Origin of the sequence: Thalassotalea sp. SU-HH00458 (genome assembly GCF_040362795.1) — a bacterium.
In the GTDB taxonomy this organism is placed as follows: domain Bacteria; phylum Pseudomonadota; class Gammaproteobacteria; order Enterobacterales; family Alteromonadaceae; genus Thalassotalea_H; species Thalassotalea_H castellviae.
In genome coordinates this window covers 76,169-92,106 of sequence record NZ_BAABWW010000008.1, presented here as the reverse complement: position 1 = coordinate 92,106, position 15,938 = coordinate 76,169, and the positions used below count along the sequence as shown (strand labels likewise).

General features: G+C 37.3%; 12 protein-coding genes. 8 read left to right on the top strand and 4 right to left on the bottom strand.

Annotation, left to right across the window (positions count from 1 at the left end):
• Positions 1-15 precede the first annotated feature (15 nt).
• Positions 16-1,950 (bottom strand): RiPP maturation radical SAM C-methyltransferase, encoded by a 1,935-nt coding sequence (locus tag ABXH06_RS13305; protein WP_353518540.1) that lies wholly within the window; start codon positions 1,948-1,950, stop codon positions 16-18.
• Between the two features lie 424 nt (positions 1,951-2,374).
• Between ABXH06_RS13305 and pnp the strand changes: the two genes are divergently transcribed.
• From pnp to ABXH06_RS13290, 3 genes are all read left to right on the top strand, one after another.
• Complete coding sequence (gene pnp / locus ABXH06_RS13300; RefSeq protein ID WP_311582739.1) at positions 2,375-4,513, top strand: polyribonucleotide nucleotidyltransferase; 2,139 nt, start codon at positions 2,375-2,377, stop codon at positions 4,511-4,513.
• Between the two features lie 225 nt (positions 4,514-4,738).
• Positions 4,739-5,632, top strand: a complete 894-nt coding sequence (gene nlpI, locus ABXH06_RS13295; protein ID WP_311582742.1) for a lipoprotein NlpI — start codon at positions 4,739-4,741, stop codon at positions 5,630-5,632.
• Between the two features lie 15 nt (positions 5,633-5,647).
• On the top strand, positions 5,648-7,090 hold the full coding sequence (locus ABXH06_RS13290) for a hypothetical protein (protein ID WP_311582745.1): 1,443 nt from the start codon (positions 5,648-5,650) through the stop codon (positions 7,088-7,090).
• A 3-nt stretch (positions 7,091-7,093) separates the two neighbouring features.
• Here the strand turns inward: ABXH06_RS13290 and ABXH06_RS13285 are convergent, their stop codons facing one another.
• Positions 7,094-7,327: a hypothetical protein gene (locus tag ABXH06_RS13285; RefSeq protein ID WP_311582748.1), complete on the bottom strand. Its 234-nt coding sequence runs from the start codon at positions 7,325-7,327 to the stop codon at positions 7,094-7,096.
• 155 nt (positions 7,328-7,482) lie between these two features.
• Between ABXH06_RS13285 and ABXH06_RS13280 the strand changes: the two genes are divergently transcribed.
• Entirely contained in the window at positions 7,483-9,144 is a 1,662-nt protein-coding gene (locus ABXH06_RS13280) for a SufS family cysteine desulfurase (RefSeq protein WP_353518539.1), read from the top strand.
• 47 nt (positions 9,145-9,191) lie between these two features.
• Here ABXH06_RS13280 and tcdA read toward each other — a convergent pair whose 3' ends face one another.
• Positions 9,192-9,986, bottom strand: coding sequence for a tRNA cyclic N6-threonylcarbamoyladenosine(37) synthase TcdA (tcdA, locus tag ABXH06_RS13275; RefSeq protein ID WP_311582752.1), 795 nt, complete (start codon positions 9,984-9,986; stop codon positions 9,192-9,194).
• A 972-nt stretch (positions 9,987-10,958) separates the two neighbouring features.
• Entirely contained in the window at positions 10,959-12,245 is a 1,287-nt protein-coding gene (locus tag ABXH06_RS13270) for a citrate synthase (RefSeq protein WP_311582755.1), read from the bottom strand.
• A gap of 412 nt (positions 12,246-12,657) precedes the next feature.
• On the opposite strand from ABXH06_RS13270, the gene sdhC reads away from it, so the two are divergent.
• Genes sdhC through ABXH06_RS13250 form a run of 4 tightly spaced genes read left to right on the top strand, consistent with a single transcriptional unit; the run spans position 12,658 to position 15,873 of the window.
• Positions 12,658-13,032 carry a succinate dehydrogenase, cytochrome b556 subunit gene (gene sdhC / locus ABXH06_RS13265; protein WP_311582758.1) on the top strand — a complete coding sequence of 125 codons (375 nt, stop codon included), beginning with the start codon at positions 12,658-12,660 and terminating at the stop codon, positions 13,030-13,032.
• Positions 13,026-13,373 carry a succinate dehydrogenase, hydrophobic membrane anchor protein gene (gene sdhD, locus ABXH06_RS13260; protein ID WP_303451769.1) on the top strand — a complete coding sequence of 116 codons (348 nt, stop codon included), beginning with the start codon at positions 13,026-13,028 and terminating at the stop codon, positions 13,371-13,373. Before sdhC ends, sdhD begins: the two co-directional genes overlap by 7 nt.
• A complete protein-coding gene (sdhA, locus tag ABXH06_RS13255; RefSeq protein WP_311582763.1) occupies positions 13,374-15,140 on the top strand; it encodes a succinate dehydrogenase flavoprotein subunit in 1,767 nt (588 codons plus the stop codon).
• A 22-nt stretch (positions 15,141-15,162) separates the two neighbouring features.
• The gene (locus ABXH06_RS13250; protein WP_353518596.1) at positions 15,163-15,873 is read left to right on the top strand and encodes a succinate dehydrogenase iron-sulfur subunit; all 711 of its coding nucleotides are present in this window, start codon (positions 15,163-15,165) and stop codon (positions 15,871-15,873) included.
• The last annotated feature ends 65 nt before the right edge of the window (positions 15,874-15,938 follow it).

Here is a 15,938-nt window from a genome sequence, read left to right as displayed (position 1 = left end):
ATTAAAATTATAAGATTAATGCGTTGAGATATTTAAGTGTCCTGCTGGTCTATTTTTATAATCAGGTAACGCTGGCGTATTACCCATTAAAGCTAACGATAAATAGCAGTTACTTAACGATAATAATAGCTTATCGTTGATTAATGACGTTAAGTTGCTTTCAATTTGCTCTAGACAATCAACTTTTCCCTTGGCTTCCAGTTTTTTCAACAGTCGATTTTTCGTGATAGGCTCTTGGCATAAGCGGTAAATATCCGCACTCATTCCCGTTAATTGGTGAGTGAAATTAGTGGCAACTTTTCTGGTATCTATTATAACTAACTTATCACCTTGGTCACTCATATACAGTAATGGCATTGAAGATTGTTGCCATTGGTTTACCCAATCGTTTAACTGTTCTTGTAATCGTTGATGCGCAGGAATTACATGATTTGGTTTCTCAGACAAATGAAATACTTTAGTTGTTTTTGTTGAAATATGATCAAAAAAGTACGCTATATCAAATAGTTCTTTCCCTTCTAATGGATAAATATATTGATAACTTTTTAAAGGTTCTAATATTAAGCCATATTTTTCGGGCGTTTTAAAATAGGGACTAAACCGCGGGAAGCGTATTTGGCATAACTCTTTATTCGGTGGCTGTAGATGAGAAATTAATGGCAGAATTTCAGCCATTTCATCATACCAATCTGCTTCTTCAAATGGGGCTGCAAACAATAAGTTCCATATCACCACAATCCCTGAGTTTCTGCAGTATTTTAATGCTGAAATGTTTTGTATGCCGGTAACACCTTTATCGATGAGTTTGAGAAAACCATCATGCAAGCTCTCGAAACCTGGCTGGATCCAGTTTATACCTGAGTTAGCTAATTGTTCGATATGTTCTTTTTTTAAATTCGATTTAGTTTCATAAAAAATGTTGTAGTCTTGATTTTTACTGAGTTCAGGCAGTACCGTTTTCATGTATTCCATTGGTAAAATATTATCAACAACTTCAAATTTGTTATTGTGATAAGTAGAAGAAAGTTGCTCAAATTCTGCTAATACGTCTTCTGGTTTCTTCGCACGATGCTCCATGCTAACACCGTTTAATCCACAGAATGTGCAATGTTTTTTTGCTCCCCACCAACAACCACGGGAGGTTTCGATCAATAAACCCGCTGAAATATTGTCACTTAAATTCAGATCTGAGAGTGATTGAAAATAACTATCATAAATAGGCACACCTACCTGACTCATATCTTGGATAAAACCGCGGGGAGGGGTGTTGTTTTTCGCTGATTGAGTAATTAATAAGTCACTATGGCCTTGGGCAATAAAACCATGAGGTAGGTTATGCACGCCTATCGGTTCATCATTCATTATTTTATCAACAAATTCGCCAATAACTGCGTCACACTCACCAGAGAAAACATAATCAACCCAGTTGAAGTTTTCGCTAATGGTTTGCCCCATAATGCTTTCGCAATTTGCTCCGCCTAATATGGTTATTGTACTTGGTGATTGTTTTTTTATTTCACGAAGTAGCGCTAATGACGCGCAGTTTTGTTGAAACGTGGAAGTACATGCAACAATTTTTGGTTGATGTTGGATAATTTCTTGACTTAAATTTTTGATATAAAGTTCGGCTTCTTCTCTTACCTGTTTAAGTTGTTCGATTAGTGTAGGAGTGATGTCAGAGAATAAAGCAAAAAACTCATGGTCTAGCGGTATTTTTTCTGGAAAAGCGGCGCGAGAAAAAGTCCATTCCCCAATTAATTGTTCGAAATAGGAACTATCGATAACATCGTATTGAGCTAAGCCAATGATCTTGGCAAATGCTAAATTGGCGTAAATCACCTCCGATTGATGACCATAAGCTAAAATATATTTTTCAATAAGCCCTAACGCTAGCGAAGGATGAGTGAGCGAAGAATAGGGCATATTTACTAGGTAAATGTTTTTTTTCATGGATAAAATTTGTCGATGTTTCAATAACTAAGTAAAGAATAACGAATATTACACGTTAAATTATTCTGGTAATGCACATTAACTTACTCGGTGGAATTATTAAAGTGATTTCGCTTAGCCTTTGTTCTGCCAGCCATTAACAATAATTAGATGAAAAGAAGGCGCTATTTTTCAAAAATTACCAATTTTCTTGCAGATAAATGCTAGTAATAACCTATGGTGTGCGTATAATGTGCGTGCAAAATTTTGTTAAGTGAACCGATTAAACGCGTTTTATCTATTCGCGAAATAAAAATTGAGCTAATCAATCAAACTGTATAATTTTTTGTTCAACTTTAAGCGTTACACCTTGTTGGCTTTTAGTGAATAAATAATTGTACAGATTGATTAATTTTTAGAAAAATCAAAATATAAGGAACATTAAATGTTCAATACTGTTACAAAAACATTTGAGTTCGGTAACCATACCGTAACTTTAGAAACCGGTGCAATCGCACGTCAAGCAACGTGTGCTGTTATGGCTAGCATGGACGATACGTCAGTATTAGTGTCTGTTGTTGGTAAAAAAGAAGCAAAAGAAGGGCAAGACTTTTTCCCTTTAACAGTTAACTATCAAGAACGTACTTATGCAGCGGGTAAAATTCCAGGTGGTTTTTTCAAGCGTGAAGGTCGTCCTTCTGAAGAAGAAACGTTAATCGCACGTTTAATTGACCGTCCAATTCGTCCATTATTCCCAGAAGGGTTTACTAACGAAGTTCAAGTCATTATTACTGTTGTTTCAGCTAACCCTGAAATTTCTCCAGACATCATCTCATTATTAGGTACTTCTGCGGCATTAGCTATTTCTGGTATGCCATTTAGTGGTCCAGTTGGTGCGGCTCGCGTTGGTTACTCTGACGGTAAATATTTACTTAACCCATTACAGTCTGAATTAGAAACGTCTCAATTAGACTTAGTCGTTTCTGGTACTGATTCAGCGGTATTAATGGTTGAGTCTGAAGCTGACGTTCTTTCTGAAGAAGTAATGCTTGGTGCTGTTGTATACGGTCACGAGCAAATGCAAACAGCTATCACAGCAATTAAAGAAATGGCTGAAGAAGTTGGTAATGCTAAATGGGAATGGGAAGCGCCAGTTAAAAATGCTGAGTTAGTAGCTAAAATTGCTGAGCTTTCAGAAGCTCAAGTTAACGAAGCTTACCAAATTACTGAAAAAGCAGTACGTTACGAAAAAATTGCTGAAATTCGCAATGCTGTTATCGAGCAGTTATTAGAAGCTGACGAAGAATTAAACGTACAAGAAGCAAAAGACTTGTTCCATGACTTAGAGAAAACTGTTGTTCGTGGTCGTATCACACAAGGTTCACCACGTATTGATGGTCGTGATCCTGAAATGATCCGTGCGTTAGACGTAATGACAGGTGTTTTACCAAGAACTCACGGTTCTGCTGTATTTACACGTGGTGAAACGCAAGCATTAGTGACAGCTACTTTAGGTACACAGCGTGACGCACAACGTTTAGACACTATTATGGGTGAAAAAACTGACAACTTTATGTTGCACTATAACTTCCCTCCATACTGTGTTGGTGAAACTGGTTTTGTTGGCTCTCCAAAGCGTCGTGAAATTGGTCACGGTCGTTTAGCGAAACGCGGTATGTTAGCGGTTATGCCTTCTGCTGAAGAATTCCCGTATGCCGTTCGTGTTGTTTCTGAAATTACAGAATCAAACGGTTCATCTTCAATGGCTTCTGTTTGTGGTACTTCATTAGCATTGATGGATGCTGGTGTACCAATTAAGTCTTCTGTTGCTGGTATTGCCATGGGCCTCGTTAAAGAAGGTGATGACTTCGTTGTTCTTTCTGACATTTTAGGTGATGAAGATCACTTAGGTGATATGGACTTTAAAGTAGCGGGTACAACTGAAGGTATTACTGCACTTCAGATGGATATTAAAATTGAAGGTATCACGCAAGAAATTATGCAAATTGCATTAAATCAAGCGCGTGCTGCTCGTACTCACATTTTAAGCGTGATGGACGAAGCAATTAATGCTCACCGTGAAGAGATTTCTGAATTTGCACCTCGTATTCATACGATGAAAGTAAATCAAGATAAAATCCGTGACATTATCGGTAAAGGTGGCGCTACGATTCGTCAACTTACCGAAGAAACAGGCACAACCATTGAAATTGAAGACGATGGTACGGTTAAAATTGCTGCAACTGACGGCGAACAAGCAAAAGATGCAATCGCACGCATTACTGCATTAACCGCTGAAATTGAAGTAGGGACTATTTACCAAGGTAAAGTGGTACGTATCGTTGATTTTGGTGCTTTTGTTAATGTACTTCCGGGTAAAGACGGTTTAGTTCACATTTCTCAAATCTCTGAAGAACGTGTGAATGCTGTTACTGACGTATTGTCTGAAGGTCAAGAAGTTACTGTTAAAGTACTTGAAGTTGACCGTCAAGGCCGTGTACGTTTAAGTATTAAAGAAGCGATTGAAAAGCCAGCTGAATCGGCTACTCCAGCAGAAAGCGAAGAAACGCCTGCCGCTGAGTAATCATCTTTAGCGCTGAACATAAACGCTAAAAATCCCCTAAAAACCAGTGATTCGTCACTGGTTTTTTTTGTGCTGTACTTTAGGTTGTCTTTAAGCAGCACTATTTTTTTGAAATATTCTAAAAAAGCAGTGTAAATGCATGAATATATCCGGTGTTGCATCTCGCAATTTTAAAGTGCTGAGGTATAATCGATGGGTTATTCATTTTAAGGTTTATATTTTTTCGTGAAATTATTATTTAAGTCACTTGTTATTATCACCGTTATTCTTGTTCAGGGCTGTAGTTTAACAGGGCAAAAATCTCAATCGATGATTAATCAGTTAGTAATTGCCGAACCTCTCCCTGTTAATTATAAAAGTGAAGTGGCACTTGCGCGTTTAACGGAAGTTATTCAAAGGGCGGAAGTGACCGATGAGCAACGTGCTCAACTTTTTTATGATAGAGGCGTGATTTACGATAGTGTCGGTTTGCGTTCTTTGGCTCGATTAGATTTCAACCGTGCTTTGCATTTAAAACCTGACATGGTTGATGCCTATAACTTTTTGGGCATTCATTACACGCAATTACAAGAATTTGATGAAGCGTATGAAGCGTTTGATTCTGCTTTAGATCTTGAACCTGATCATGAATATGCTCATTTAAACCGTGGCATAGCGTTATATTATGGCGAACGTTCGTTATTAGCTGTAGATGACTTAGCTTTGTTTTATCAGCAAAAAGTCACAGACCCTTATCGTTTGTTATGGCTTTACTTAATAGAACAAGATGTTGATAGTGAAGATGCATTAAAAAAACTTCAACAACGTGCTAACAATATATCAGACGATGTGTGGGCAAAAAGTATTGTTAACTTATATAGTGGTGAAATCGATCAAGCTAAATTTCTACAAGATATCACAGTCAATGTACGCTCGAATAAAGAGTTTAGTGAACGTTTATGTGAAGCATATTTTTATTTAGGAAAATTAAGCTTACTAAAAGGCAATAGACGTGCTGCAGCAAATTTTTATAAATTAGCCTTAAGTACTAATGTTTATGAATTTGTAGAGCATCGATATGCAAAGTTAGAATTAGATTTAATGCGTCAAGAAGTGCTACAAGAGCCTGTAACCAATTAGTGAGTGTGCAAAAGCATGACTAAGCAATGGTTCTATTTAATGAGTTTAGTGTTATTTATAACAGTAAGCTCATTTTTTTTACCGAGGTTTTTAACGTATTTATTAGATCACGATACGCAAAATAAGGCCGTTTTGTCAGTAAGTAAATCATTAACGTTATCTGCTTATTTTCATCATCAGCGTAGAAATGCCATTGTAGGCTCGGCTGTTTGGTTGAAAAACTCTGTTGCTTTGCTTGATGAATCACCACAACTTACCATAGAAATTGCAGACTACTATTTGAAAGAAAAAAAACGAGTCAAAGCAATATTTTGGTATCAACAAGCCATTAAGTATGGCCTAGATAACGCGAGGCATACTTTAGCGTCACTGTATTATCAACAACAAAATTATCAACAAGCTAAAGCGGTTTTAACTCCTATTTTATCGGTAAAAGCGAATGACAGCATTGAAAGTAGTTTAGTGTTATTAATTCATATTGCTTTGTTGGAGGGAGATATAGTCGAAGCAACTCATTTTACGGCTGAACTATCCCAGTTAAATCAACATCATGACTTACTTGATGAATTGAACAAGTATCAGGTTTTTACTCAAGATAAACTAGAGCATAATATTGCTACGCATAAGCATTTAAGCGATGTTGATTTTCCTGCAAGTGAGATAAAAGCTTGTGAGACCAGTTTACAATTTTATGCCACTAACCTACATGACCTGCGTTATATCACCGGATTAATTAAGCAAGTGAAACTGCGTCCTCTGTCAAAATATATTTGTTTTACACCGGCAAGGTATATTCCTTTACCGACGCTTGGCTGTAGCCATGATAAGGATGAAGCGATTACTTGTAATGAAGCGGTTTGGCATTCTTATAAAAATCAGATAGATACACGCTATATTGGTGTGATGGTGCCTAATGGTGGAGCGAAAGTTCATAACGGGATTTTATATTTAGATAATAAAGATACGGTGGCTGTATTTGCGCATGAACTCGCTCATTTGTTGGGGTTTATTGATGAATACAGTTTACCTAAAAATCATAGTCGTTGTTTAAAACCACAGGATAAAACGTTCGCACACAATATCGCAGTGCTACCAAAAGTATACCATGGCGATAAACAGGAAATTCGTAATAAAGTATTAATGCAATTGCCTTGGCGCGCTTTTATAAAAAGTGAAACGCCAATATTAACCAAACAAGACAACGCATGGTTACTTGGAACACCAAAAGCTTTTCAGGGTGAAGTAGGCGTATTTAAAAGTGATACTTGTCAAAAAGCTTCATCTGATCTCACCAATAATATACAAGCCTATAAGCCGCTTACTAAACGTACATCGTTGAATTATTTCGAACTGAAATTTCCTGCGCTATATCAACGCTTATTAGAAAAAGAAACTCGAAAATTTTTAATGCCAAGCTTTCATCGAAATATAGAAAAAGCACTAAATCGCGCGCATTAAAATCTAGCGATTAGTGCTTTCTTCTGCCTCAGTATGAGAGGAGGGTGGAATTGTGGTTTCTTTGTTTTTGATCGCATCTATCATTTGCTGTTGTTTAACAATGATATTTCTTCTTACCTTAGCGGTTGGCCACATGGTGCTGGCATTAAATGAAGATATTTTTTCGTCAATATGATCATTTTTAACTGTTAAGGACGTGGCTTTTTTACTACCGTTAAACCATGAAAATAAGGCCATACATCTCACCTCGTTATTACGTTAGCACTATTATAGACGATCAAATGTGGATACACCCAATATAAATATGGGAATAAAAGGCGTTTTAAACAGATCTCATTGAATTAATTAGGATATAATTGAATATTATTTTTTAATATTTTTTTTTATCTCTTATGAATTCCATTGAGCTAGTAAATTTTAGAGCTAATTTCCCAATACTTTTCGAAAAAGTAAACGAAAAAGCATTGGTATATTTTGATAATGGAGCCACGACCCAGAAACCTGAGATCGTGATAAAAACAGAAAAAGAATATTATCAACAATTCAATGCCAATGTTCATCGAGCCGCTCACCAATTAAGTGCACAAGCAACGAGTGCTTTTGAATCAGCTCGCATTAACGTTCAGCATTTACTTCATGCAAGGCATGCCCATGAAATCATTTGGACAAAAGGTACCACTGAAAGCATTAATTTAGTTGCCCAATCTTGGGGCATGAATAACCTTACTTGTGACGATGAGATCGTTTTATCTTATGCCGAACACCATGCCAATATAGTACCTTGGCAAATGGTTGCTGAAAAAACAGGGGCTAAGATAAAGGTTCTCCCGCTTGATAAAACCGGTAAAATTGACGTTGATAAAATTACTCGAATTATCACCAAAAACACCAAATTAGTCTGTTGTTCGCATATTTCAAATGTGATTGGCAAAATTAACCCTTTAGAAAAGATCATCGCATGTGCCAAAACGGTTGGTGCTAAAACCTTAATTGATGGCGCGCAAGCTATTGCAAATATTCCTGTGAATGTACAAAAGCTAGATTGCGACTTTTATGTGTTTTCAGCACATAAAATGTATGGCCCCACAGGTGTCGGTGTTTTATACGGCAAAGCCGAAGTATTAAATGCGATGCCTGTTTACCAAACGGGTGGAGAAATGATTAAAAGTGTCAGTTTTACCGGCACTAGTTTCCATGAATTACCGTTTAAGTTTGAAGCGGGAACTCCTAATATTGCAGGAGTTATCGCCTTTTCATCAGCCATTGATTTTATTCATCAATTTGCCTTGAATCAAGCTGATGAACATAAACAAAATTTAAACGATTATTGTTATCAGCAATTATCTTTGATCGAAGAAGTGCAACTTTTAGCCGAAGGAAAACCTGATATTCCCTTGTTTTCATTTATTATTGCCGGTCACCATCAAAAAGACATCGGAAGTTATTTAGATGCCGAGGGGATTGCTGTGCGAGTAGGGCACCACTGTGCTATGCCTCTAATGGAGTTTTTATCTGTACCTGGTTGTATTCGTGTGTCATTAGCGTCTTATAATTCGCTAGCCGAAATTGACTACTTTATTGCGTCGCTAAAACGTTATATAGGCATAACGTCGGATACGGATAATATGATTTGCGTCAATAAATTAAAGACGAAAGAGAATGAAACACAGCTTTTATTAGATAAATTTACGCAAGTGAAAAGTTGGGATGCTAAGCACCGTGAAATTATGTTGTTAGGAAAAACTTTACCTCGAATGTCAAAAGAGTTGCGAACAGATGAAACATTAATTACCGGTTGTGAAAGTGCTGCGTGGTTAACGGTTATTCCGTCATCAACGGGAGTTTTTACGTTTTCTGCTGATAGTGATGCAAAGATTATTCGTGGCTTAATGGTGATCGTTTTAGCGGCATTTAATAATAAATCAGCAGAACAAATTTTAGCTTTTGATATTGACCAATACTTTCAAGAATTAGGGCTTATTCAGCATTTAAGCCCTTCACGTGGCAATGGCTTACTAGCAATTGTGAAAAAAATTAAACAAGCTGTTTCTTAACGCGTGATGATGATTCGCTTGAAATAATTTTATGAACTTTTGATTGTTTAACGAGAGCTAGCACTGTTCTTTTTGATTAATTTACTCAGTGCTTTACTCACCGCAAAAAAAGCAAAACTAGCCGTTACATGTGTTGCTGCACCAAAGCCACCGCTACAATCTAATCGCATCGCGCCTTCTTGTGATTGTTTCGCATGACAAACTTCACCTGATTCATCTGGATACATCAATTGTTCTGAGGAAAATACTGCATCAATGCCAAATTTTCGCTTGGTGTTTCGAGAAAAATTATACTCTCTTCGTAATTGATTTCTTACTTTTGAAAGTAACGGATCTTGATAGGTTTGACTTAAATCTGTAAGTTGAATTTTGCTTGGATCTGTTTGTCCGCCGGCGCCACCTATGGTTATCAAAGGTATTTTATTGCGTTTACAATGAGCAATTAAAGCGGTTTTAATTTTGACGGAGTCAATCGCATCAATAACATAGTCAAACCCTATTGACATTAATTCACGTAAATTCTCAGCCGTAACAAAATCCTCAATCACATGAAGCTGGCATTCCGGGTTAATTTGTTTGATCCGTGCCGCCATAACTTCAACTTTGCTTTCACCCACGGTATTGGTAAGTGCATGAATTTGACGATTTATATTAGTAGTACAAATATCATCAAGATCAATTAAGGTGATTTCTCCCACGCCACTGCGCGCTAATGCTTCAGCAGCCCATGAACCTACGCCACCTATACCAATAACACAAAAATGAGATTGTTGTATTATGTTAGCACCTGTTTGACCGTAAAGACGGGAGATACCGCCAAATCTTAATTGATATTCAGACATAAACACATGTTGGAAGTTTTTGATGGCGCATTATAATACCTGTTTTTCGGTTTATCTATGTTATTAAGCGTACTTTTTAGCACAATTCATGTTAATTCTTAGAAAAGTATGCGGATCTCGTACTGATAAACACGGCATAAACGTATTTTGTTGGCAAAAGCCTTGAGCTATTTAAGTGATATTTGTGAATTTTAAGACGTATTCAATCTAATTTATTACTGGTTGTTACCGATTTATACTGATTGGTAAGTATGCTCTATTGTATTTAGGTAGGTGTTTTGATGGAAAATATTAACCAAAAATGAGTTTTTCTATTACCAATAATGCTAAGCCATAGCAAAGTACTCTATAAAACTTGGTTTTTCATCGATGTTTATAGCTAAATTACCTCGAATAATCACAGATTATTGTTTTATTGTCGCCAATTTGCACAAATAAGTTTAAAACTAAACACGCGTAGTTCTGATAAACGCGATAAAAAAACAAAATTGTTGGCAAATTTGAGGCTTATACGGTTCATGATATTATTTTAACCGTTAATTTATCACTACGAACTTAAGTAAATGAGCTTGAATGACTTAGAGATCTAGTAATAAGTCACATAGAAGCTTGCCAAAGCGCGTAGTTATGGCTAAGTAACAATGTTGCAATAAAGTAGAAAATATTAATAAGTAAATAAGGATTAACGACTTTATCCATAGGTTTAAAATGTGATGTGTAAGGCAAATTTTTAATGTATTACATGTTTATTAACGGGTCACGATTAAGTTAAATTTTACTGCGATGAAGCTTGTTTTTAGATAAAAAATAACCGTTGTATTCTGTATACAAAATGAATAATTATTTGAGTAATTAGTTCAATCGATTGTTTGAAACTGTCTTTTATTAGATTGAATTTTATTGGAATAATACAAAATTAGCGTGTAAAAAAGGCAGCTAAACGCTGCCTTTTAAAAGAAAGATTATTGCTTATTATCTGTCTTTAAGTGGTGTAAATTCGCGATTTACTTCACCAACGTAGTTTTGACGAGGACGACCAATCTTCTGACCAGGTTGACCTAACATCTCATCCCAGTGAGAAATCCAACCTACTGTACGAGACATCGCAAAAATTACCGTAAACATATTCGTAGGAATACCAATTGCTTTTAAGATGATGCCTGAGTAGAAGTCTACATTTGGATAAAGTTTCTTCTCAATGAAATAAGGATCTTCAAGGGCTACTTTTTCAAGAGCCATTGCTACGTCTAGTAACGGATCTTCAATACCTAACTCTTGTAATACTTCATGACAAGTTTCACGCATAACCGTTGCGCGAGGATCGAAATTTTTATAAACACGATGACCAAAGCCCATTAAACGGAACGGGTCCGCTTTATCTTTTGCTTTAGCAACGAATTCATCAACACGGTCTAACGAGCCAATTTCTTCAAGCATGGTTAAACAAGCTTCGTTTGCACCACCGTGTGCAGGGCCCCATAGTGATGCGACACCCGCAGCAATACATGCGTATGGGTTTGCACCTGAAGAACCGGCTAAACGTACCGTTGATGTTGATGCATTTTGTTCGTGGTCAGCGTGAAGAGTGAAGATTCTATCCATTGCGCGAGCAACTGTAGGGCTTACCACATATTCTTCAGCTGGTACTGAGAACATCATGTGCAAGAAGTTCTCTGCGTAAGTTAAGTCATTACGCGGATATACGAACGGTTGACCTATGCTGTATTTATACGCCATAGCAGCAATTGTAGGCATTTTAGCAATTAAGCGATGTGCACTACGCATACGCTGATCTGCCGCGTTAATGTCTAAATCACTATGATAAAATGAAGACATAGCGCCCACAACGCCACAAAGCATCGCCATTGGGTGAGCATCAGGTAAGAAACCGTGGAAGAAATGTGCAAGTTTTTCATGAACCATTGTATGGTTAGTGATGATTTTTGAAAACTCGTCATACTGTGATTTGCTTGGCGCTTCGCCATTTAGAAGGATATAACAAACTTCTAAATAGTCCGCTTGTTTTGCTAAGCTGTCGATTGGGTAACCACGATGTTGTAAAACACCTTTACCGCCATCAATAAATGTAATTGCTGATTCACAAGAAGCCGTAGCTAAAAAGCCCGGATCATATGTGAAATAGCCTGCACCACCTAATGTACGAATATCTATTACGTCATTACCCGCTGTACCAGAAAGTATCGGCAACTCGGCAATTACTTTTCCATCAATACTAAGAGAGGCTTTTGAATCAGCCATATGTTTTACCCCTATCAAATTCTATCAAATTCGTTTTCTGAAAAATCTTTTCGTTTTAAAAATGAAAAGTTAATCAGTTTTTATGAATATAAAACTGCGCAGTATTCTACTTCAAGATCCCCCCCTAAAGTCAATTCAATTATTATAAGATTAGACTAAAGTCATAAGTTTATTTGTTATAGGTCAAAAAATAGTCATAAGCCCTTATAAATAACGGTAAATTTGTCGGTTAAGTAAATTGTAATTAAAAATCATCGGCTATATAATCTAGGTGATCTAACATCATTTACTCAAATTTTATGAAAGTTTGAAAATATTGACTAAGATCGTTGGGGGGTTGCTCGTATTAATATTAATTAATTGAGTGACAATAAAAAAAAGTTGAAGGCTCTATGAGCTCTTAGGCACAATCGTGAAAAAACAACGTCCTGTAAACCTAGACCTGACTACAATAAAAATGCATCCAGCAGCAAACGTATCTATTTTGCACCGTATTTCTGGTGTGATTATGGTATTTGCTATTGGTATCTTGTTGTGGACTCTTTCTTTATCTTTATCATCAGCTGAAGGCTTTGCTCAAGTAAAATCATTACTTGATGGCTGGTTCTTTACTTTGATTATCATCGGTATTATCTCAGCGCTCATTTATCATGTTCTTGGCGGTATACGTCATTTGTTGATGGATTTAGGGCATTTTGAGGAACTTGCTTCTGGTAACGCCAGTGCCAAGTTAGTTATTGCCTTATGGTTAGTTTTAACCATCGTTGTAGGAGTTAACTTATGGTAAACAATGCAGCAACAGTAGGCCGTAGTGGCGTACATGACTTTATTCTTATTAGAACGAGTGCAATCATTCTTGCTTTGTACACTTTCTATATTCTAGGTTTCTTTGTAACAACTAACGAAGTTACTTATGATGTTTGGCAAGGCTTTTTCTCAGGCCTTTGTACCAAAGTTTTCACTATATTAGCCCTTTTTTCATTACTTGTGCATGCCTGGATAGGTATTTGGCAAGTCTTGTCTGATTATATAAAACCTGCGTTTTTACGTGGTGCTTTACAATTTATTTTTGCCGTTACATTACTTGGTTATTTAGTAATGGGCCTATTAACAGTGTGGGGTGTGTAAGTGAGCGTTCCAGTTCGTGAATTTGACGCCATCGTAATTGGCGCAGGTGGTGCAGGTATGCGCGCCGCATTAGCAATTTCAGAATCAGGCAAATCTTGTGCTTTGATTTCTAAAGTTTTCCCTACTCGTTCTCATACAGTATCTGCTCAAGGTGGTATTACCGTCGCTTTAGGTAATGCCCATGAAGATCACTGGGAACAACACATGTACGATACCGTAAAAGGTTCTGATTACATTGGTGATCAAGACGCAATCGAGTATATGTGTAAAACGGGTCCTGAATCGATCATTGAATTAGAAAAAATGGGACTACCATTTTCCCGTTTTGAAAACGGTAAGGTGTACCAACGTCCATTTGGTGGTCAATCTAAAAACTTTGGTGGTGAGCAAGCCGCACGTACTGCAGCTGCAGCTGACCGTACTGGTCATGCTTTACTACATTGTTTGTATCAACAAAATGTGAAAAACAAAACTAACGTATATTCAGAATGGTATGCATTAGATTTAGTTAAAAACAGTGATGGTGCGGTAGTAGGTACAACGGCGATTTGTATTGAAACTGGCGAAATTGTTTACTTTAAAGCGCGTGCAACCGTACTTGCTACGGGTGGTGCGGGTCGTATCTTTGCTTCAACAACGAATGCTCACATTAATACCGGTGACGGTGTTGGTATGTCGCTTCGTGCTGGTGTGCAAATGCAAGACATGGAAATGTGGCAATTCCACCCGACAGGTATTGCTGGTGCTGGTGTACTTGTTACTGAAGGTTGTCGTGGTGAAGGCGGTTACTTATTAAATAAAGATGGCGAACGTTTCATGGAACGTTATGCGCCAAACGCGAAAGATCTTGCTGGTCGTGACGTTGTCGCTCGTTCAATGATGACAGAAATCCGCGAAGGTCGTGGTTGTGACGGTCCTTGGGGTCCACACATTAAGCTTAAACTTGATCACTTAGGCCGTGAAACGCTAGAAAAACGTTTACCAGGTGTTTGTGATTTATCTAAAACATTTGCTCATGTTGATCCGGCTGAAGAGCCTATTCCTGTTATTCCAACATGTCATTATCAAATGGGTGGTGTGCCTTGTAATGTTAACGGTCAAGCCATAAATGTTGCAGCTGATGGGTCAGAAACTATTGTAGAAGGTTTATTTGCCGTCGGTGAAATCGCTTGTGTATCTGTGCATGGTGCAAACCGCTTAGGTGGTAATTCACTGCTTGATTTAGTGGTATTTGGTCGCGCAGCTGGTAATTTCTTAGGAACTTACTTAAACGATACTGAGTTTGGCAAAGAAGCTTCAGAGTCAGATTTAGAAGCCTCGCTAGCCCGTACTAATCGTTGGGAATCATCAACAACAGGTGAAGATCCAGTACAGATTCGTAAAGACTTACAGCAATGTATGCAGCTTAACTTCTCGGTATTCCGTGAAGGTGAAGCAATGGCGCAAGGCATGAAAGAATTAACGGAAATTCGTGAACGTCTACAAAATGCTAAATTAGATGACAAGTCTTCTGAATTTAATACGCAGCGTATTGAATGTTTAGAATTAGACAATCTAATGGAAACAGCTTTTTGTTCTGCTAAAGCTGCTAACTTCCGTACTGAGTCTCGTGGAGCGCATGCTCGTCAAGATTTCACAGAACGTGATGATGAAAACTGGTTATGCCACTCTATCTATTCTCCAGATACTGAAGATATGACAAAACGTGGTGTGAATATGGAACCTATTCACCGTGATGCTTTCCCGCCGAAAGCACGAGTTTACTAAGGAATTATTGTAGGAATAAATGATGAAACAGATATTTTCAATTTACCGATATAATCCTGATGTAGACGATAAACCTTACATGAAGGAATACGAGTTAGAAATTCCTGAAGGCTCTGATATGATGGTGTTAGATGCGTTAATTTTGTTAAAAGAACAAGATTCAACGTTATCTTTCCGTCGTTCATGCCGCGAAGGGGTTTGTGGTTCTGATGGTTTAAACATGAATGGTAAAAATGGTTTAGCGTGTATTACACCTTTGTCTGAGCTTAAAGCGAAAACAATTGTGTTACGTCCATTACCAGGCTTACCTGTCGTACGTGATTTAATTATTGATATGACTCAGTTCTATAATCAATATGAAAAAATCAAACCATACTTGATCAACGATGGTAAAGATGTACCCGCTCGCGAACATTTACAGTCGATTGAAGATCGTGAAAAATTAGACGGCCTTTACGAATGTATTTTATGTGCGTGTTGTTCAACATCTTGTCCTTCTTTCTGGTGGAACCCTGATAAATTTGTAGGTCCTGCTGGTTTATTACATGCTTATCGTTTTTTAATTGATAGCCGTGATACAGCTACAGAAGAAAGACTTGATGATTTACAAGATGCCTACAGTGTATTTCGCTGTCACGGTATTATGAACTGTGTAGATGTTTGTCCAAAAGGATTGAACCCAACGAAAGCTATCGGCCATATTAAGTCGATGTTACTTTCACGCGCAGTATAAAAACTCTAACAGCAAAGTATATGTTTACTTTGCTGTTTTATAACCGGAATAATTGTCCTTGATTG